Genomic DNA, 18,068 nt, shown 5'->3' on the forward strand with positions numbered 1-18,068 from the left:
GGTGTGGCTCCTGCTGAGCCACCATGTGTTTGCTCGTCAGGCGCTTTGCAGCGGGCTGGTCGAGCCAGAACCTGGTTCAGCAGTGGTCGCCGCCAGTGGACGCTTGGCTTCGCCCTGGCGTTGACGGGTTTGCCATTCGCTGTCGATCCATACCGGAACGCCAGCGGCTGGCTGCAAGGTTTTGCCCAGAATCATGTCAGCAGCACGCTCCGCCACCATGATGGTCGGGGCGTTCAGGTTGCCGTTGGTGATGGTCGGGAAGATCGATGAGTCGACCACCCGCAGGCTGTCGATGCCACGCACCTGACATTGATTGTTCAGCACCGCCATCGGGTCGTCGTCGGCACCCATCTTGTTGGTACAGGACGGGTGATAGGCAGACTCCACGTTGTCACGTACCCAGGCGTCGATTTCTTCGTCGGTCTGGACGCTCATGCCCGGCTGGATTTCTTCACCACGCAGCTCGTCGAAAGCTGGCTGGTTGATGATTTCGCGGGTCAGGCGGATGGTGTCGCGCCAGTCCTGCACATCCTGCTCGGTGCTGATGTAGTTGAATTTGATGGATGGCTTCTGGTGCGGATCAGCAGAGTTGATCCATACCTTGCCGCGGCTTTCCGGCTTGTTCGGGCCGACGTGCACCTGGAAACCGTGGCCATCGAAGGCCGCACGGCCGTCGTAACGCATCGCCGCTGGCAGGAAGTGATACTGGATGTTCGGTGATTCCAGACCGGCACGGGAGCGAATAAAGGCACAGCTTTCAAAGTGGTTGGTCGCGCCCAGACCGTCCTTGAACAGAATCCAGCGAGTACCAATCATGCCCTTGCTGATCAGGTCCAGCTTGCCGTTGAGGGTAATCGGCTTGTTGCAGTAGAACTGGAAGTACACTTCGAGGTGATCCTGCAGGTTTTCACCCACCCCTGGCAGCTCCTGCACCACGTCCACACCGGCATTTTCCAGTACGTCTTTGGGGCCAATACCAGACAGCTGCAGCAGCATTGGCGAGCCAATGGAACCGGCCGACAGCACCACTTCACGGCTGGCTGTGGCCTGTACCACCTTGCCGCCTTTTTCGTACTGGATACCGACCGCCTGTTTGCCTTCCAGCAGCACCTTGTGGGCCACCACACCGGTAATCAGGGTCAGATTCGGACGCTTCATGGCATCACGCAGGTACGCATTGGAGGTCGACGCCCGCACACCGCCGTCCACGGTCATGTGCATGGTGCCGAAGCCTTCCTGCTGGTAACCGTTGTAGTCTTCGGTCACCGGGTAACCCGCGTCTTTACCGGCATCGATAAAGGTTTGATAAAGCGGGTTCAGGCTCATGTTGTTGCCGTTATTGGTACCGACTGGGCCGTTGCCACCGCGGTACTGGTCTTCACCCTGGAACCAGGTTTCGGCTTTCTTGAAATACGGCAGCACGTTCTGGTAATCCCAGCCTTCGGCGCCTTCATCCTGCCACTGGTCGAAGTCCTTGGCGTGGCCACGGACGTACACCATGCCGTTGATGGACGAACCACCACCCAGCACCTTGCCACGAGGGCAATGCAGTACGCGGTTGTCGATGCCTTCTTCTTTCAGGCTTTCGTACTGCCAGGCGTACTTTTCGGTGTTCATCGGGTACGACAACGCCGTTGGCATCTGGATAAAAATACTCTTGTCGCTGCCACCGGCTTCCAGCAGCAGCACCTTGTGCTCGCCGCTTTCAGTCAGTCGGTTGGCCAGCACACAACCGGCGCTACCCGCGCCGACAATGATGTAATCGTATTGGCTCATTCGTAAGGGCTCTCCAGTTCGCCCAGCTCAACAAACACACTCTTGATCTGGGTGTAGTGGTGCAGGGTTTCGATGCCGTTCTCACGACCGATACCGGACAGCTTGTAACCGCCAACCGGCATTTCTGCTGGCGATGCGCCCCAGGTATTGATCCAGCAAATGCCCGCTTCCATCGCTGCAATCACACGGTGAGCGCGGGAGAAGTCCTTGGTGAATACACCAGCCGCCAGGCCGAACTTGGTGTCGTTGGCACGGGCAATCACTTCGTCTTCAGAGCTGAACTTCAGTACCGACATCACCGGGCCAAAGATTTCGTCCTTGACGTTCGGCATGTCGTCGCTGCAATCGGCAAACACGGTTGGCTGCACGAAGGCACCCTTGGCACACTCGCCGGCCATTTCACGTTCGCCACCAATCAACAGACGGGCACCGGCGGCTTTGGCGGCATCGATGTAACCCAGTACCTTGCCCATGTGGTCTTCGCTGATCAGCGCGCCGATTTGGGTATCCGGGTTGGTCGGGTCACCGATGGTCAGCTTGGCGGTGCGTTCTGCCAGCTGCTCCAGGAAGGCGTCGTAGATGGATTCGTGTACAAACACGCGAGTACCGTTGGTGCACACTTCGCCCTGGGTGTAGAAGTTGGCGATCATGGCGCCGGATACGGCGGTTTTCAGATCAGCATCGTCGAACACGATCAGCGGCGACTTGCCGCCCAGTTCCATGGTCACGTCTTTCAGCGAGGAAGCAGACGCCGCCATCACTTTCTGGCCGGTGCCGCATTCGCCGGTGAAGGAGATTTTTTCAATTTCAGGATGGTGAGTCAGGGCTTCGCCGACGCGGTAGTCACCCTGTACCACGTTGAACACACCATCCGGCAGACCGGCTTCGGTGAAGATTTCAGCCAGCTTCAGTGCCGTCAGCGGGGTTTCTTCCGAAGGCTTGAAGATCATCGCGTTTCCAGCTGCCAGCGCCGGGCCGGATTTCCACATGGCAATCTGGATCGGGTAGTTCCAGGCACCGATACCGGCCACCACGCCCAGTGGCTCGCGGCGGGTGTAGAAGAAGTTGGTGCCGCCCAGATCCTGCTGGTCGCCCTGAATGGTTGGCGCCAGACCGGCGTAGTATTCAATCACGTCGGCACCGGTGACGATGTCGACACAGTCGGCTTCCTGAATCGGCTTACCGGTATCCAGCACTTCCAGCATGGCCAGTTCGTCGTTGCGTTCACGGAGGATCTCAACCGCCTTGCGCAAGATGCGGGAACGTTCCATACCGGTCATGGCAGACCAGACCTTGAAGCCTTCTTTGGCAGACGCCACGGCTTTGTCGACGTCAGCGGCGGAGGCCTGCTGCACCTGGGCAATCACCTCACCGGTTGCCGGGTTCACGCTGGCGAAGGTTTCGCCGGAAGTCGCGTCCTGGTACTGGCCGTGAATGTATAGAGCTTGGGTTTCCATCGTGTCTGTTACCTGTTTGATTCGGTGTATTGCGACGCTACATTCGCGCTGGCCACGGCACTGTGGCACTTGCATTCCAGCTGCTCGCGGATGTAGTCGTTAATCAGTTTTTTCGCCAGCGGCACATCAATGCCTTCCGGCTTCAGTGCCCCGCGCAGCCAGATGCCATCGATCAGGGCGGCGATGGTTTGCGCCACCTGAACGGCCTGATCTTGCGGCATCACCTGTTTCAGCTCGTAGCGCAGGTAGGACAGCAAACGCTGCTCGTTTACGCGCTGCAGGCGATACAAGGCCTTGTCGTGCATCGACTGGGTCCAGAACGCCAACCAGGTTTTCACCACCCGGGATTCGGTCTGGGTGTCGTCAAAGTTACCGCTGACGATGGCATTCAGTCGGCCGACCACGTCACGGCGATCAACCTGCTTCAGTCGTTCGGTCACGCTCTGCGACAGATGCTTCAGCACCGTTCGCATGGTCGCTTCCAGCAAATTGTCCTTGCCGCCAAAGTGGTGGTTGATGATGGCCGGGGACACCCCCGCCTTACCGCTGATCATCACCACACTGGCCTTGTGCAAACCCACCTCATTGATGGAGTCCATGGTGGCCTCGATCAGTTGTGGTCTACGTATTTCTGCAACTCCCAATTTGGGCATAGGGCAACCTGCTGACACGCTCATTCGTGTCCGAAATGTTTTTTCTTAAATGAACGTTTAATAAAAAAACATGGACGTGAAAGCGCTGTCAACCGGGCAGTCGGCTTTGAACAAGCGTGTCGAGGGCAGACAAGAGGGGGTCGCAAAGAGGCCGACCGGGGGAGCAGCCCAGTAACCATGGGCACTGTAGAGATTAAAAATCCATTAGATGTCTAAATATTTTCAACCCGAAATAAATTGCAGAAAAAATGCCATTTCTGTAACGCTTTGCTCACTCTGTCACGTATAGCCCAAATTCGAAGGATGATTCGGGCCTGTACAAAGAACATTCAAGCGCCAATTCGGGCATTTGTTACACACCATGCCAAAGGGTCAGAAAAACGCTCAATCGGCAGCGAAATATCAGCGGGGAAGAAAAATGACGGGAATAGGCAAGTAGTGGGGTCTGGAGTCTGGGTCTGGGTCTGGGTCTGGCTGTCGGCTGTCCGCTGTCCGCTGTCCGCTGTCGGGCAAGATCGTAGGAGCGAATCGGGACACGCAGTCTTATTCGCGAATGAGACTGCGCGTCCCGATTCCTCCTACAGCAGCTACTGACGCTTAAACCGATTCCGCCGCCACCGGCTTGCCCGGTAACAAGGTACGGCGCACCAGAAAAGCAGTGGTTACCGCACAGAACATCATCAACGCCATCGCCAATGGCGTGCCGTCCGACATCAAACTCACCAGACCACCGGCCAAACCACCACTGAGGAAGCCAATGGCACCGGTCAGCGCCGCTGCCGTACCGGCCAGATGCGGATAGTATTCAATGATGGAAGCGTTGGAGTTGGCCACCACAAAGCCGTGACAGCCAATATAGAACATCACCATCAAAGTCAGCGCCCACACCGGCAACTGCGGATACACCAACAGCGACACCAGTAACAGGCCCGAAGCCGTCATTTGCAGCTTCTGGCCCAGGGCAATCAAATACGGTGGCAGGTGCTTTTTCAGCATTTTCAGGTTCACTTTGGTCATCGCCACCATGGTCAGCACCACACAGGCAAAGGTGAACGGATACAGCTCTTCGCTCATGCCGTAGTGACCCATGAAAATCCCCGGCGAGGCGGTAATAAACGACAGCATGGCGGCATACGCACCCATCACACTGATCAGATATCCCCAGATACGGCGGTCGGACAGGATCGTCCAGTAATTACGGAACGGGTTACCACCGGTGGCCTGGGCGCGGGTTTCCGGCAAACGACGCCAGAACAGCAGAATCAGCAACAGGGCATAGACCATCAGGAAGCCGAACACCGTGTGCCAGTTTGACACCTTCAGAATCACCAAACCGATCACCGGCGCAATCAAGGGCGCAATCATCATCACCTGAATCACCCGGATCATAGCCGCCGCCCCTTCCCGACCGCTGGCCAAATCCCGAATGATGGCCTGACTGTTCACCACCGCCAGACCACCACCCAGTGCCTGCACAAACCGCAGCACCAGCATGGCTTCCAGATCCGGTGCCAGCATGATGCCCAAACTGCCCAGCGCGAACACCGACAAGCCCCACAACACCATGGTGCGACGACCAAAGCGGTCGGACAGCGGCCCACCGCCAATTTGACCGGCAGCAAAGCCCAGCAGGAACACACTGACGGCCAGTTCAACGTCGTGCAGGCTGCGGCCAAAATCTTCCGCAATGGTGGGCACCGCCACCAGATAAATATCCGTCGCCAGCGGTACCAGCGCCGTCAGGGCAGACAACATCAACAACAGGCCAGCGGTCAGTTTTTCAGGTTTCGAGGGCATAACACTCCAGTTGGGTACAGGCTTCAAACGCTTTTACCGAAGGCTGATTCACCCGTTTGAAAAGACGCTTCGCTCTCTAAGAGCAGCCATCCAGCAAATAGGGTTGCAACGCTTCGGTAAGTAACAGAAAAGTGAAATCAGGGCTGAACAGACAGGCCGACTCGCGGCCAGCAACCCTTTGGATAGTGGTTATAGGCTAGTGATTGTTTTGCCCACCAACAAGTGGCGCGCAATGGTTTTATTGTTCCGTTAAAAGAACAGTAAGAAAGAATTCTGCCATAAAAGTCTTAAATTGAGCCAAATGCTTTCCAGTCGCGAATCAACCTGTCCAATCGACTTGCCCTGTTGATGCCCAGCCGACTTGTCCACAGCCTGCGCCGCCGCTTTGCCCGAAGGCTCATATCCTGTGGAAAAAACTTCACCAAATTGTCATGTCCCCAAACGCGGTCACCGTACGTCTTTTCCGTTGATGAACACAGCCACGCACGCATGCGGGCAAACGACACAACCTTTATCAGACACACACGGAACGAACACCATGAAAGCCGAATACTCCCGCGTTCGCCGCGGCGCACTCTACACCGCCATGATGGCCGCCACTGCCCTGATGCTGACCGCCTGTGGCAGCGACGACGACAACAACAGCAGCAACAGCAACGAACAGGTCAGCCCGGATACCTCGGTATCGGTTGCAAAACCAGCCGCGCCTGCTGGTTTGGGCTACGAAGACTACGCCCACGTACCGAGCGTCGACTACCCATTCCCGATTGTTGAAAACGCTGACCACAACGCCGATGGCAGCTACCGCTACACGCTGTCGCAAAACGCCGTTGCCTACGCTCTGCGTGGCATCAACAGCATCTGGAAAGGCACCAGCGATGCCTATCAGGAAGCTGCTTCTGGTAACGGTCCGGACGAGTATCTGGAAGACCCGATTCTGAACGCCACCGCCTGGCAGGAAAACATCGACTACGTGATCGACGTCACCAACAACCGCAGCGACGACGAAGCGATTCTGGCCTTCCTGGATGACCGCCGTTCCAAAAACTACTCGGTAATCGACGGTTTTGGCCCATTGACCGAAGCCTACGTTGAAGCCTCCGGTGCCTACGTTGAGCTGGATGGCATCACCAAAGCCGAAGTGCTGGAAGACGCCCACTACAACCCGGCCGACAACGACAACTCAAAGTACATGGGCGCGGCGACCGCCTACGTAAACTCCGGTGATTCTGCCGAGCAAATGCCACTGACCAAGGTGGCCGATCTGGTGTACCGCTTCCGCCAGGCGTCGCCGGCCTCCACCAGCGCCTCCAAGTATATTTTTTCCACCCCACGCCCATGGCGCATGGACGACAGCGGTGCCATCGCGTTCCAGGGCACCACCGGCTACAGCTATTCCTGTGTTGACGAAGACGGCACCGAAACCCTGAAAAACTACGACATCTACACCACCAGCGTTGCCGTCGTGCCAGGCCTGATGTGTGCCCGTCGCGCCCACAGCGCATCGAAAGAGACCGGCGACAACCCACTGTACTCCGAAACCACTGAAAACCGTCGCAAGGACGGTGGCTACCCATCCGGCCACACCAACGCTGCAACACTGGCATCACTGGCCTACGCCTACGCCCTGCCAGAACGCTTTGCTGAAATGGTTGCCCGTGGTGCTGAACTGGGCGAAAGCCGCATCGTTGCCGGTATGCACTCCCCAGCTGACGTTATCGGTGGCCGTATGCACGCCCTTACTGTGGCCGCCTATGCACTGAACAACGGCGACGGCGCTACCGTGGCAGAAGAAGCCCTGCAAACCGCCCAAAGCTACTTCGGTGAACTGGCCTCCGAAGCGGGCATGAGCCTGTACGACTACGCCCACCAGACGGTTGAAAGCGAAACCGGCTACACCTTCACCGACAACGGCACTGAATACGTTAACGTCGAAGTGTTCGACAACAACATCTACGACGACTTCGACGTCATCCGTGATGAATACCGCTTCCGTCTGACCTACGGCATGACCCAGGACGCCGACGCCGCAGGCGCCGACCCTATCGTTCCACAAGGTGCCGAAGCGCTGCTGAAATCCCGCCTGCCATACCTGAGCGACGAACAACGTCGCGTAGTACTGGCCAGCACTGAAATCGACTCTGGCTACCCGTTCCTGGATGATGCCAATGGCTGGGGCCGCATCGATCTGGTCAGCGCTTCTGCCGGGTACGGTGCTTTTGATGGCGACGTAAATGTTTACATGGAAGCAGGCAAAGGCGGCTTTAACGCCAACGACATGTGGCGCAACGACATCACAGGCGCGGGCAAGCTGACCAAGTCAGGCACCGGTGCTCTGACGTTGACCGGCGACAATAGCTACAGCGGTGGCACCATGGTGGAAGGCGGCGTATTGGCGGCAGCATCCACCACCGCATTTGGTACTGGTACTGTGTTCGTAGCCGGTGGCGACCTGCAAATCGATGCCGAAGGCGCAGTCGCCATCACCGACCTGACCGTTGAAGCCGCTGGCACACTGGCCGTTGAAATGGATGCTGACAGCACTCAGATTGCCGTATCTGGTACTGCCTACGTTGAAGGAGCGGCGCTGGAACTGAGCTTCGACTCTGCTCCGGAAGCAGGCAGCCAGTACACCATCCTGACCGCTGAACAGATCGGTGGTGAATTTGACTCCGTGTACGCAGGCGACGTATCCGTCAGCCTGACCTACAACGCAGACAGCATCATTGCCACCGTAAACTGATGCCGTAAAACCCAAAACCTTCGCCTTGCCCGCCCGGAGAACCCGCGCGGGCTTTTTTGAGCTTTGAAAACAGAAGCAGGCTTGCCTGCGACAGATAACCCAATCATCTCCTAGGAGCATTTGGCAGCATCGCGGCTCGGATTGAAAATCACTCCTCAGGAGCACGGGCGGCCCGCCCGCATTACCAAGGGCTCTAGCCCGGTTATTTCACAAACCCCAACTGCTTGTCCCAATCCCGGTAGTTAAACACCTGACCTTCGGTGCGCACCCGCGCCAGCTCAGCCAGATCCAGGTCGGCATAGACCCAACCGCCTTTGCCTGCCTCACCCTGAACAACTTCACCCTGAACAACTTCACCCTGAACAACTTCACCCTGAACCTCCTCACCCCGAACCATCTCTCCCTGGGCAACCTCTCCCAGAACAACAACGCCATCATCCGGAAAGCCATAATCTACCGGCGCAAACACACCTGCTGCACCGGTGTTCTCATCAATCGCCGGAGACCATTCCGCCAGGCCCACGGTTGGCGATTGCGCCACAAAGCACTGGTTTTCCAGCGCCCGGGCACGACAGCCCAGTTGCACTCTATGGTACCCGGCAAGCGTGTCGGTACAGGACGGCACCAGAATCAAATCAGCCCCCTGTTCCACCTGCTGGCGAGCGAACAGCGGAAATTCGGAGTCGTAGCAAATGTTGATGCCAAGCTTGCCGAATGGGGTGTCGAACACCTTGAGTTCATCGCCCGAGGCAATGCCCCACTGCTCGTTTTCAAAGCGGGTCATTTGCAGTTTGTCCTGAAACTCCACCGAACCGTCTGGCAGCAGCAAATAGCTGCGATTAACGTAACGGCTGCCAGCCTCAGATTCCACCCGCACCGGGAACGTCCCGGCACAAATCACCACCTGATGCTGCTGCGCCAGCGATTGAAACACCCGTACAAAGTCATCATGCAGGGTTTGCAGTTCCACCAGCTGCTGACTTAACGACTGATAGATAGATGCTTCAAACAGCGACGCCAGCTCCATTGAAAAGTACTCCGGCAGAAGCAGTACATTGGCTTGCTGCTGAACCGCTTCTTCGATGCGGCCGGTGACTTTCTGCAGCCACTGCTGCCAGCTGTTTACAAAGCCCACTTCATAGGCGCAGGTGGCTACTCGAACCAAAGACATGATTTCTCCTGAAGACAAAGGGTGGCTATTGGGGACAACGATTCACAGGGCTTTGAGCCAGAACATCATGGGGTGGTCGGTTTCGGCGTCTTCATCGATGTCCTTCCACGGATAAGACGTCATCAAGTCCGGCCGTGGTTGATAACCAAAGTGACGCCACACCGGGTCAAGCGGTTCAAAACCGGCGGGCCGCAGCGGGTGATTGTCTGGCCGCACCACGCCGCAAAAACAGCTGTGGTCAAAGCCGCCCAGCTGGCGCACGTACTGTTCGCGCCCAGCAAAAAAGCCCTTGTACAGGCCGTGGCCGCGATACTCCGGCAGTAGCACCGATTCACCGCAGTAGAACAGCCGTTCGGTGTCGATTCCTGCCTGCTCGAACGGCGCCCGAAACTCGTCGTTTTCGTCCGCCATAGGTACCCCGGTTGACGCCCCGACCACCCGCTGCTGTGCAGGCAATTCATTATCGATAGCCAACACCGCCATGGCATTGCCAGACGCCAGATAGGTTTGCAGGTACTGCTGTTCATAGACTTCGCTGCCGTCATACAGATACGGGTATTCACGGAATACCTGAATTCGCAGGCGCGCCAGATCCTCTGTGTGGTTAGCCAGCTCATCGCCTGTCACCGTTACCAGCTCAATCGACATGGGTTCCCCTGATGGACGACCAAAACCTGAAAATTCTCAAAGCTGGGATTAACAGACAAGAGCTGACGACTGAAAAAGACATTTTTCATATTCGTGTGCGATGAACATAAAAAAGCGCGGCAGTGATTCACTGCCGCGCTTTTTCGCTTTATCCCTTACAGATTCAGCCCTTCATGTTCTTCTGCACCGTCTCGCTGTAGTACTGCAGGAAGTTGATGACGCCAAACTCGTAGGTTTCGGAGTACGGACCCGGCTGGTAGCCAATGGAGTTGATGCCCTGCTGGTTTTGCTCGCCCAGAATACGGTCCTGGTCGTTGGTGGCGTCCCACACCAGACGCAGACGCTCCGGATCGTAATCCACTCCTTCTACCGCGTCCTTGTGCACAAACCACTTGGTGGTAACCATGGTCTCCTGCGCGGAAATCGGCAATACACGGAAAACGATGAAGTGGTCGGACTGCATGTGGTTCCAGCTGTTTGGCAGGTGCAGGATACGCATGGAGCCCAGCTGGCGGTTCTTGATACGGCCCAGCAGTTTTTCACAGCCTTTGGCACCATCCAGCGTCATCACATCAACGCCTTTTTTCAGTGGCATACGTACAATGCGGTTACGCAAGCCCGGGCCAAAGCTCTTGTGCTCATGAGGGATACCTTCGGCGTCCCAGGCTGCGGCTTGCTCGGCGTAGTGGTCGAGGAAGTCCTGCGGTGCCCGTGGGTCGTTGGTGTCGTCCCATTCCAGCAGGGTGTTCAGCAGTTCCGGGTGGGAACCGGCACAGTGATAACACTCACGGTTGTTCTCGATCACCAGCTTCCAGTTGGCTTTCTCGTACATGTGGGATTCGGCAGCCAGCTTGGTGTTTTCGACATCGTACGGTTCCATGTACTCGTCCAGCGTCGTCAGGAATTCATCGAAGTCGGATTCCGGCGCGTCTTTGGCCAGACACACGAAGATGAAACCACCGGCGGTTTTGGTGTGGGCTTTTTTCAGGCCGTGGCCTTTCATGTCGAACTCGTCGCCCATTTCCGTACCAGCGTACAGCAGGTTGCCTTTCAGGTCGTAGGTCCACTGGTGGTATGGGCACACCAGGTTGGCCGCTTTACCACGGTGTTTGGTGCAGATCACCGAACCACGGTGACGACATACGTTGTGGAATACTTGCACACCGCCGTCGCCATCACGCACAACCAGTACCGGGTTCTGGCCCACTTCCAGCGTGAAGTAATCACCCTTGGCCGGAATCTCGGAAGTCATACCAACGAACAACCATTCCTTCAGGAACACTTCTTCCATGTCGGCACGGAAGTAGTTCGGATCGTTGTACATTGGCTGAGCCAGGGAATAGTTTTCATCACGACCTTCCAGCTCGGCGCACATCTGCTGACGAGCATCAGCATAGCTATTGGAAGTAATGTTCAGCAGATCAAACTCTTTCATGTCCGCGTTCCTCAATCATCAATTTTTTTGCGCTCAAATGAACAATGCAGAGCGCATGGCCTGATATAAATCCATTGCCGGAGCTGGGGTCAGTCACGGTTGGCTCGTAGGTTCAGAAGCAATCGCACGGTTGCTTCAGGTTGCAGGGCGATACTGGGTCAAAAGCAGCAGCCCGAATTGACCGATTACGACCTCGCAAAAGTCAAAACTCGACGCATTAAAACCCATAAAAGCCCGATCCAGACTTGGATCAATTTCGGTTGGCGCGGGTGGAACAGAGTGATGTCGTTAATGGTTAATTTTGAAAAATTGACCCAAGGCACTATTCGCTTCATACGCCAGAGCCCAGGGTTGTAGCTTCCAGCCAGACACCGCAAGCCGAAGGCAGACCAACCGCAGTTGTCCGTAACCGGCGACGTCAGGAGTGATGAATATGAATAGCGCGGCTACCCTGGCTACACAGGGTCTTTCGGAAATTACCACCAATACCTGGGTGAATGGTCGTCACATGGTGCGTTGCGCCCGGGTGATCAATGAAACCCACGACGTCAAAACCTTTTGCTTTCTGGCCGAACAGCCGGTGCTGTTCTTCTTCAAGCCAGGCCAGTTTGTGACGCTGGAACTGGAGATTGAAAGCCAGCCGGTGATGCGTTCCTACACCATCTCCAGCTCCCCTTCCACGCCTTACAGCTTCAGCATTACCGTCAAGCGTGTACCGGGCGGTCTGGTGTCGAACTGGCTGCACGACAACATCAAGGAAGGCGACCTGCTGCCAGTGCACGGCCCGGTCGGCAACTTCAACTGCATCGACTTCCCGGCAGAAAAAGTCCTGCTGCTGTCCGGTGGTGTTGGTATTACCCCGGTGATGTCGATGGCACGCTGGTTCTACGACACCAACACCGATACTGACATGGTGTTTATCCACAGCGCCCGCTCCCCCGTGGATGTGGTGTATCAGGGCGAACTGATCAACATGTGCTCGCGGGTGCCGAACTTTCACCTGCACCTGATTTGTGAACGCGAAGCGTTGGGCTTCCCGTGGAGCGGCTATCGCGGCTACCTGGATCAGGCCAAGCTCGACATGATGGTGCCCGACCTGCACGAACGCGAAGTGTTCTGCTGTGGCCCGGAACCCTACATGGCGGCAGTGCGCAACCTGCTGAAAGCCAACGGCTTCAACATGGAGCAGTACCACGAGGAATCCTTCGGCTCGACCCCGACCGAAGTGAAACAGGACGCTGTGGATCAGGCGGAAGAAGCCGAAGAAGCGATGGAAGCCTTCGACAGCGACGACCTGATCACCGTCGAGTTCACCGAATCCGGCAAGAGCATTGGCGTGATGCCAGGGGAAACCGTACACACCGCGGCAGCCAACCTTGGCATGTACATTCCAAAAGCCTGCGGCATGGGGATTTGCGGCACCTGTAAGGTGAAGAAAGTATCCGGCGAAGTGGAAATGAACCACAACGGCGGTATTACCGATGAAGACGTCGCCGAAGGCTACATCCTGTCGTGCTGCTCGGTGCCGAAAGGCAAGGTAGTGATTGAGCAGTAAGCCCGATACCAAAGCCGTCCTGCTGGGCATAAAAAAACGCCATCCAGCCGGATGGCGTTTTTGTTTGGGCCATGACTTTTAATGACCAAGTACCTGGTTTTCGATGAGTCAGCGACCCAGGTCTTTTGCCATCGTCCCGGCCTTACCCCAGTTGGTGCTTGGCACTTCCTGCAGGATGATTCGAATGGCTTCTTTCGGAGAATCAGACGCATCGGCAAGGGTTTCCGTAACCCGCTCAATAATTGCCCGCTTGGTATCTTCCGAGCGGCCTTCCATCATTTGAATCGTTACAATCGGCATACTCAGCCTCCATCAATCACTAATCAGGTAACAACTGTCAAAAAGCGCTCGTTCAGCTCACGAGTGTGATAGAACACAGCGGCACCCATCTGGTCATGGGTCCATACCAACGGTTTCATATCCGGATAAAAGTCATAACCACCACTGAAGGTTTCGAAGCGATTACCAGAAGGGTCAAAGGCATAAATCGTCTTGCCCTTGGTAATGCCATGACGCAACGGACCGATGTCCAGTGCCACTCCTTTTGCCGACATCACATCACCGGCATGTAGCACACGCTCCCAGCTTTCCAGCAAGTACGCAGCATGATGCAGAGTGTTATCACGTGAATCCCTTACAAAGGCGATATCGTGGGCCTTGGTTGAACAAGTCAGCCAAACCGCCAAATCCGTTTCGCCATCGTCACCCTTGATGCGCTCAACCACACTGAAGCCCAGCACATTACAAAACAGGTCACGACTACCATCCAGGTCGGCACCATGGATCTGCCAGTGATCAAGGCGTACCGGACAGATACCCCCCGGCCCATCAACCCGAATACCAGGGTTCTCATAACCGAGGCCATCACCTACCTCGGTACGCTCCCAATAGAGTTCGAACACGTGTTTGGTCGGGGCAACAAAACGAACCCGATCACCGGTTTCTAGCATTTCACCGGCAGCGATACGCTCAGTGCGGATACCATACTCGTTGAGGTCCGCTTCCAACCGATCAAGGGTTTCCTTGTTCAGCACCTTGAAGCCATAAAAGTCCATGCCGGCCTGATCCGCTTCTCGCAAAATCAGACTGTGATGGTCACGTTCATCGGCAGCCTTAAAGTAGGCCCGCCCTGGTTATCCCTACCCATATCGATCAGCCCCATCACGCGGGTATAGAAGTCGATTGATTCTTCCATATCCAGTACACGCAGCTGACAGTGGCCGGGACGCAAAACGCCTGTCATAGCCATAAAAGATCCTCTTATTTTTATTTGCGGGAACGATAATCTCCCCCTTCAGGAGGACTGTCTAATATGGAATTAGTCCAATAAAATACCTTCAGGGTATAGCGGGGATTTTTAATTCTGCATGGTGCCGTTTCTGCACAGCGCTGCTTCTGCGCCCTGTTGCAACGCCAGCAAAGGCTTCAGACACAGCAAATCAACACTTGCCAGGTTGGCAGGCGGCAATATCGTCAGCTGCCAGTAAAAATTTTTACGGCAGCGAAAGCGGTCTCAGCAATCCAGCGGGATCAGCCGAATGTCACTGCACGGAGTAATCCGGCAAGCCAGCACTATGCTCTGTTCTTCATCACGGGGACTGATATGAGCACGGCTCATCTTCTTGCTGATATAACGCCCTTCGGTCACCTTGACCCGGCACTTGCCACAGCCGCCACGCTTGCAGCCAACCAATACCGGCGAGATGCCAGACTGACCCATCTGCATCAGCAGATTATCGGGTGCAGTGGGCCTGAAGAGGCACTGACCAGTATTCTGTATAACGATTTTATGGCAGCCCGGCTGGCTACCGATGGAGGTAGTTTGATCATTCATGGCCATACTTCTTTTTATTGTTATGGCCCATCTGCAATTCCCAAGGGCTACAGCAGCAGAGGGTCCGCTGTGGATTTGATGTTGTATGAATAATAAGCAGAACAATATTGGCGACACCACAACCAGCAGTCGCCATAAACGGAAATACGATATTCAGTTCTTGCAACCGTCAACCTGTAACGCCAACTGCAACAAACGCTGCACTCGTTCTGTTGTTTGCGCAGCTTGCCCTGCTTCACTACAACCACGAATCACTGGCTGGCAAATCTGCTGCAACTCCAGCGGCCGCCCTTTTTCACGGTCCACCAGCATAGAGGTTTTAATATCGTCAAAACCGGAAATAAGCTCAAACATGGCAGTGGCATCTTCGGTCTGCAAGCCAATTCCCTGCTGTCTTGCCGCACGCACTGTTTCCGTCATCATTTCCCGCACCATCGGTGCCAATACAGCATCCGACGTTAGCTGGCGAGTGGTCAGCGATGTTAATGCAGACAGTGGATTGACGCCGTTATTGATCACTAACTTGCGCCAGAGGGCAAGCTGGATATCAGCATCAATAACACAAGGAATCGCTGCGTTCTCAAATGCCCGCTGATGCTGATGTAACTGCGTTTCAGAATCAGGCTGCTCGCGAAAGTTGGGCCAGGCACCCATTTCAATGCGAGCGATTCCGGTTGCACCCACCTGCCCTGGAGTCAGGATATGGCCACCGATCTTCACCGCCAATCCTCCCCAGGTCCGCTGCCTGCCGACCACTGCTGCAATTTCAGCTTCATTATCAACGCCATTCTGAAGCGACAGGATTGGCGTTGTTGCTGACTGGAGCCAGCCTGCCAGGGACTCCATCAAGGGCTGTGTCGCAGTTGCCTTCGCGGCAACGATGATGAGATCAAAATCCTCGCATTGCCATTGTTGCTGCAACGCCTCCGAATCGGCCGCCTTTACCGGCTGGTCAAATACAAACTCCGGGTGCTCGACCCTTAAACCCTGTCTCTGCATCGCCTGCAAATGTTCGTTGCGAGCATGAAATACAACATCATGGCCCGCAGCCTGCAAGCGGGCTCCGTAGTAGCAACCAATGCCCCCCGCACCCAAAATCAGATAACGCATAACATCCACTCAATGACCGCAATCCATGCCATTAAACCGCAGCACGCACCACCCCGCCATCTACCCGCAATGCTGCTCCAGTGGTCGCCGATGCCAGAGGGCTACAGATATAAGCCACCATCGAGGCGACTTCTTTCGGATCGGCAAAACGTTTGATCAGGGAAGAAGGGCGTACTTTTTCAAAGAACTCCTGCTCAAATTGCTCGAAGGTCTTACCTTCGTCACGGGCCAGCTGGCCTACGAAATCAACCACACCACGGGAACCGGTTGGCCCTGGCAGTACGCTGTTGACGGTAATGCCACTACCCGCTACGGCTTCCGCCAAACCGCGACTGACTGCCAGTTGTGCCGTTTTGGTCGTGCCGTAGTGAATCATCTCAGCGGGAATCTGAATGGCACTCTCACTGGAGATGAAGACAATGCGCCCCCAGTTATTCTGCTTCATACCTGGAAGGTATAAACGGCTCAAACGTACACCGCTCATAACATTGGTTTCGAAGAAGCGAGTCCAGTCTGCGTCGCTGATATCCTCAAACGCTGCAGGCTCAAAAATTCCCAAACTGTTCACCAGAATATCGACCTGAGGATACTGTTCTGCCAGTGCGACCACCGCATCCGCAGTAGCCAGATCACCCGCAAAGCCGAACACCTGACCAGTGGCCTTATCCGCCAGCGCTGCCATGGCTCGCTCAACGGCGTCTTTGGTTCGCCCATTGATGATCACATCGGCACCTTCAGTTGCCAGCAGTTCGGCAATGGCAAAGCCTATCCCTGCGGTACTACCAGACACCAGCGCCCGCTTACCTTTCAATTGCAAATCCATCCGCTAATCCTCTTGGGTAATGAAATACAGCACACCATCCATACACTGGACGACAAAAAAGGGCTCCATAAAGGAGCCCGAAAACCAGTCAACTGACTGAAGCACACACAGAAAAACTCAGGAAAAACGGCCGGTAATATTGCCCAGCCCCTGATAACGGACGCTGAAGTTGTCACCTTTCTTGCACTGGAAGGCCGCAGTGACTGCACCCACCATCACAAAGGAGCCCGCCGGTATTTCCTCGTCGCGTTCACCAAACATATTGGCGAGCATGGCAACGGAGGCTGCTGGATGACCCAGCACTGCGGCGCCAGCGCCGGTGGCGATCACGTCGCCGTTCACTTCCATCACCACGCCGAAGTGCTTGAGGTCGATGTCTTCTACGCGTTTCATTTGGCCACCAGTAATGAAACGGCTGGAAGAGGAGTTGTCGGCAATCACACTCTTGATATCGAATTTGAAGTCGCGGTAACGGGAGTCAATGATCTCTACGGCCGGGACGATGAAGTCGGTCGCCGCCAGAACGTCAGCAATGGTCACCCCTGGGCCTTTCAGGGCTTTTTTGGTAACAAAAGCAATCTCGGCTTCGATCTTCGGGTGAATCAGCTCGTCGGTTTTGATCTCACCGCCGTCCGGCACGGTGAAGTAGTCAGCCAGGAAGCCATAGCATGGGTTTTCGACGCCCATTTGCGCCATCTTGGCCCAGCTGGTCAGGCCCATTTTCAGACCAACGATTTTGGTACCACGGGCTTCCTTGCGACGACGGATCTCCCATTGAATGTCAAAGGCATCCTTGTAGGTCATTTCCGGATAATCATCGGTCAGCTTGGTGACTTCATAAGCCTCCAATTCGGCCTTTTCGAGGTGCGCTGCCGCAGCTTCAATTTGCTCGCGATTGAGGTTGTTTTCTTTTTCGTTCATGGTTCAGTTCCCGAATTTTTTCGTCCGACGTCTGAGGCCAGACGTCGGAAGCAATAAGGTGAGTTTGCTGGCTTTTCTCGTTGTCACGCTCCGCGTGGGAATGCCCGCCACGTTGACTCCCACGCAGAGCGTGGGAGCCAGATCG

The 18,068-nt window shown here is 55.7% G+C and carries 16 protein-coding genes; 2 read left to right on the top strand and 14 right to left on the bottom strand.

Annotated features, from left to right (window positions below; genetic code table 11):
* Nucleotides 1–36: 36 nt before the first annotated feature.
* From betA to ACXADJ_RS13980, 4 genes are all read right to left on the bottom strand, one after another.
* Entirely contained in the window at nucleotides 37–1,776 is a 1,740-nt protein-coding gene (gene betA, locus ACXADJ_RS13965; protein WP_475066957.1) for a choline dehydrogenase, read from the bottom strand.
* On the bottom strand, nucleotides 1,773–3,233 hold the full coding sequence (gene betB / locus ACXADJ_RS13970; protein WP_475066959.1) for a betaine-aldehyde dehydrogenase: 1,461 nt from the start codon (nucleotides 3,231–3,233) through the stop codon (nucleotides 1,773–1,775). The genes betA and betB overlap by 4 nt, the downstream gene beginning before the upstream one ends.
* A gap of 8 nt (nucleotides 3,234–3,241) precedes the next feature.
* Nucleotides 3,242–3,886, bottom strand: coding sequence for a transcriptional regulator BetI (betI, locus tag ACXADJ_RS13975; RefSeq protein ID WP_475066961.1), 645 nt, complete (start codon nucleotides 3,884–3,886; stop codon nucleotides 3,242–3,244).
* Between the two features lie 597 nt (nucleotides 3,887–4,483).
* Entirely contained in the window at nucleotides 4,484–5,683 is a 1,200-nt protein-coding gene (locus ACXADJ_RS13980) for a multidrug effflux MFS transporter (protein ID WP_475066963.1), read from the bottom strand.
* 538 nt (nucleotides 5,684–6,221) lie between these two features.
* Between ACXADJ_RS13980 and ACXADJ_RS13985 the strand changes: the two genes are divergently transcribed.
* A complete protein-coding gene (locus tag ACXADJ_RS13985) occupies nucleotides 6,222–8,426 on the top strand; it encodes a phosphatase PAP2 family protein (protein ID WP_475066965.1) in 2,205 nt (734 codons plus the stop codon).
* Nucleotides 8,427–8,628: 202 nt separating this feature from the next.
* Here ACXADJ_RS13985 and ACXADJ_RS13990 read toward each other — a convergent pair whose 3' ends face one another.
* From ACXADJ_RS13990 to ACXADJ_RS14000, 3 genes are all read right to left on the bottom strand, one after another.
* The gene (locus ACXADJ_RS13990; protein WP_475066968.1) at nucleotides 8,629–9,597 is read right to left on the bottom strand and encodes a carbon-nitrogen hydrolase family protein; all 969 of its coding nucleotides are present in this window, start codon (nucleotides 9,595–9,597) and stop codon (nucleotides 8,629–8,631) included.
* Between the two features lie 42 nt (nucleotides 9,598–9,639).
* A complete protein-coding gene (locus ACXADJ_RS13995; RefSeq protein ID WP_475066971.1) occupies nucleotides 9,640–10,245 on the bottom strand; it encodes a GNAT family N-acetyltransferase in 606 nt (201 codons plus the stop codon).
* Between the two features lie 163 nt (nucleotides 10,246–10,408).
* Entirely contained in the window at nucleotides 10,409–11,680 is a 1,272-nt protein-coding gene (locus ACXADJ_RS14000) for an aromatic ring-hydroxylating oxygenase subunit alpha (RefSeq protein ID WP_475066975.1), read from the bottom strand.
* A 427-nt stretch (nucleotides 11,681–12,107) separates the two neighbouring features.
* On the opposite strand from ACXADJ_RS14000, the gene ACXADJ_RS14005 reads away from it, so the two are divergent.
* Complete coding sequence (locus tag ACXADJ_RS14005) at nucleotides 12,108–13,235, top strand: FAD-binding oxidoreductase (protein ID WP_475066978.1); 1,128 nt, start codon at nucleotides 12,108–12,110, stop codon at nucleotides 13,233–13,235.
* 108 nt (nucleotides 13,236–13,343) lie between these two features.
* Here the strand turns inward: ACXADJ_RS14005 and ACXADJ_RS14010 are convergent, their stop codons facing one another.
* The 7 genes from ACXADJ_RS14010 to dmpH form a co-directional block, all read right to left on the bottom strand.
* On the bottom strand, nucleotides 13,344–13,535 hold the full coding sequence (locus ACXADJ_RS14010) for a tautomerase family protein (protein ID WP_475066980.1): 192 nt from the start codon (nucleotides 13,533–13,535) through the stop codon (nucleotides 13,344–13,346).
* Between the two features lie 23 nt (nucleotides 13,536–13,558).
* Complete coding sequence (locus ACXADJ_RS14015; RefSeq protein WP_475066984.1) at nucleotides 13,559–14,314, bottom strand: VOC family protein; 756 nt, start codon at nucleotides 14,312–14,314, stop codon at nucleotides 13,559–13,561.
* 2 nt (nucleotides 14,315–14,316) lie between these two features.
* Complete coding sequence (locus ACXADJ_RS14020) at nucleotides 14,317–14,484, bottom strand: VOC family protein (protein WP_475066986.1); 168 nt, start codon at nucleotides 14,482–14,484, stop codon at nucleotides 14,317–14,319.
* 264 nt (nucleotides 14,485–14,748) lie between these two features.
* Nucleotides 14,749–15,075 (bottom strand): 2Fe-2S iron-sulfur cluster-binding protein, encoded by a 327-nt coding sequence (locus ACXADJ_RS14025; protein ID WP_475066987.1) that lies wholly within the window; start codon nucleotides 15,073–15,075, stop codon nucleotides 14,749–14,751.
* A 147-nt stretch (nucleotides 15,076–15,222) separates the two neighbouring features.
* A complete protein-coding gene (locus ACXADJ_RS14030; protein WP_475066990.1) occupies nucleotides 15,223–16,179 on the bottom strand; it encodes a ketopantoate reductase family protein in 957 nt (318 codons plus the stop codon).
* Between the two features lie 31 nt (nucleotides 16,180–16,210).
* On the bottom strand, nucleotides 16,211–17,002 hold the full coding sequence (locus tag ACXADJ_RS14035; RefSeq protein ID WP_475066992.1) for an SDR family NAD(P)-dependent oxidoreductase: 792 nt from the start codon (nucleotides 17,000–17,002) through the stop codon (nucleotides 16,211–16,213).
* 117 nt (nucleotides 17,003–17,119) lie between these two features.
* The gene (gene dmpH, locus ACXADJ_RS14040) at nucleotides 17,120–17,923 is read right to left on the bottom strand and encodes a 2-oxo-3-hexenedioate decarboxylase (protein WP_475066996.1); all 804 of its coding nucleotides are present in this window, start codon (nucleotides 17,921–17,923) and stop codon (nucleotides 17,120–17,122) included.
* Between the last annotated feature and the right edge of the window lie 145 nt (nucleotides 17,924–18,068).

The sequence above is a fragment of the Oceanobacter sp. ABM4_470 genome (assembly GCF_056158645.1).

Bases quoted from the DNA above. Each gene is read 5' to 3' on its own strand.
- betB (WP_475066959.1), bottom strand. From the start codon at position 3,233: ATGGAAACCCAAGCTCTATACATTCACGGCCAGTACCAGGACGCGACT.
- ACXADJ_RS13985 (WP_475066965.1), top strand. From the start codon at position 6,222: ATGAAAGCCGAATACTCCCGCGTTCGCCGCGGCGCACTCTACACCGCC.
- ACXADJ_RS14010 (WP_475066980.1), bottom strand. From the start codon at position 13,535: ATGCCGATTGTAACGATTCAAATGATGGAAGGCCGCTCGGAAGATACC.
- ACXADJ_RS13995 (WP_475066971.1), bottom strand. From the start codon at position 10,245: ATGTCGATTGAGCTGGTAACGGTGACAGGCGATGAGCTGGCTAACCAC.
- ACXADJ_RS13990 (WP_475066968.1), bottom strand. From the start codon at position 9,597: ATGTCTTTGGTTCGAGTAGCCACCTGCGCCTATGAAGTGGGCTTTGTA.
- ACXADJ_RS14020 (WP_475066986.1), bottom strand. From the start codon at position 14,484: ATGGCTATGACAGGCGTTTTGCGTCCCGGCCACTGTCAGCTGCGTGTA.
- ACXADJ_RS13980 (WP_475066963.1), bottom strand. From the start codon at position 5,683: ATGCCCTCGAAACCTGAAAAACTGACCGCTGGCCTGTTGTTGATGTTG.
- ACXADJ_RS14030 (WP_475066990.1), bottom strand. From the start codon at position 16,179: ATGCGTTATCTGATTTTGGGTGCGGGGGGCATTGGTTGCTACTACGGA.
- dmpH (WP_475066996.1), bottom strand. From the start codon at position 17,923: ATGAACGAAAAAGAAAACAACCTCAATCGCGAGCAAATTGAAGCTGCG.
- betA (WP_475066957.1), bottom strand. From the start codon at position 1,776: ATGAGCCAATACGATTACATCATTGTCGGCGCGGGTAGCGCCGGTTGT.
- ACXADJ_RS14005 (WP_475066978.1), top strand. From the start codon at position 12,108: ATGAATATGAATAGCGCGGCTACCCTGGCTACACAGGGTCTTTCGGAA.
- betI (WP_475066961.1), bottom strand. From the start codon at position 3,886: ATGCCCAAATTGGGAGTTGCAGAAATACGTAGACCACAACTGATCGAG.
- ACXADJ_RS14025 (WP_475066987.1), bottom strand. From the start codon at position 15,075: ATGGCCATGAATGATCAAACTACCTCCATCGGTAGCCAGCCGGGCTGC.
- ACXADJ_RS14035 (WP_475066992.1), bottom strand. From the start codon at position 17,002: ATGGATTTGCAATTGAAAGGTAAGCGGGCGCTGGTGTCTGGTAGTACC.
- ACXADJ_RS14000 (WP_475066975.1), bottom strand. From the start codon at position 11,680: ATGAAAGAGTTTGATCTGCTGAACATTACTTCCAATAGCTATGCTGAT.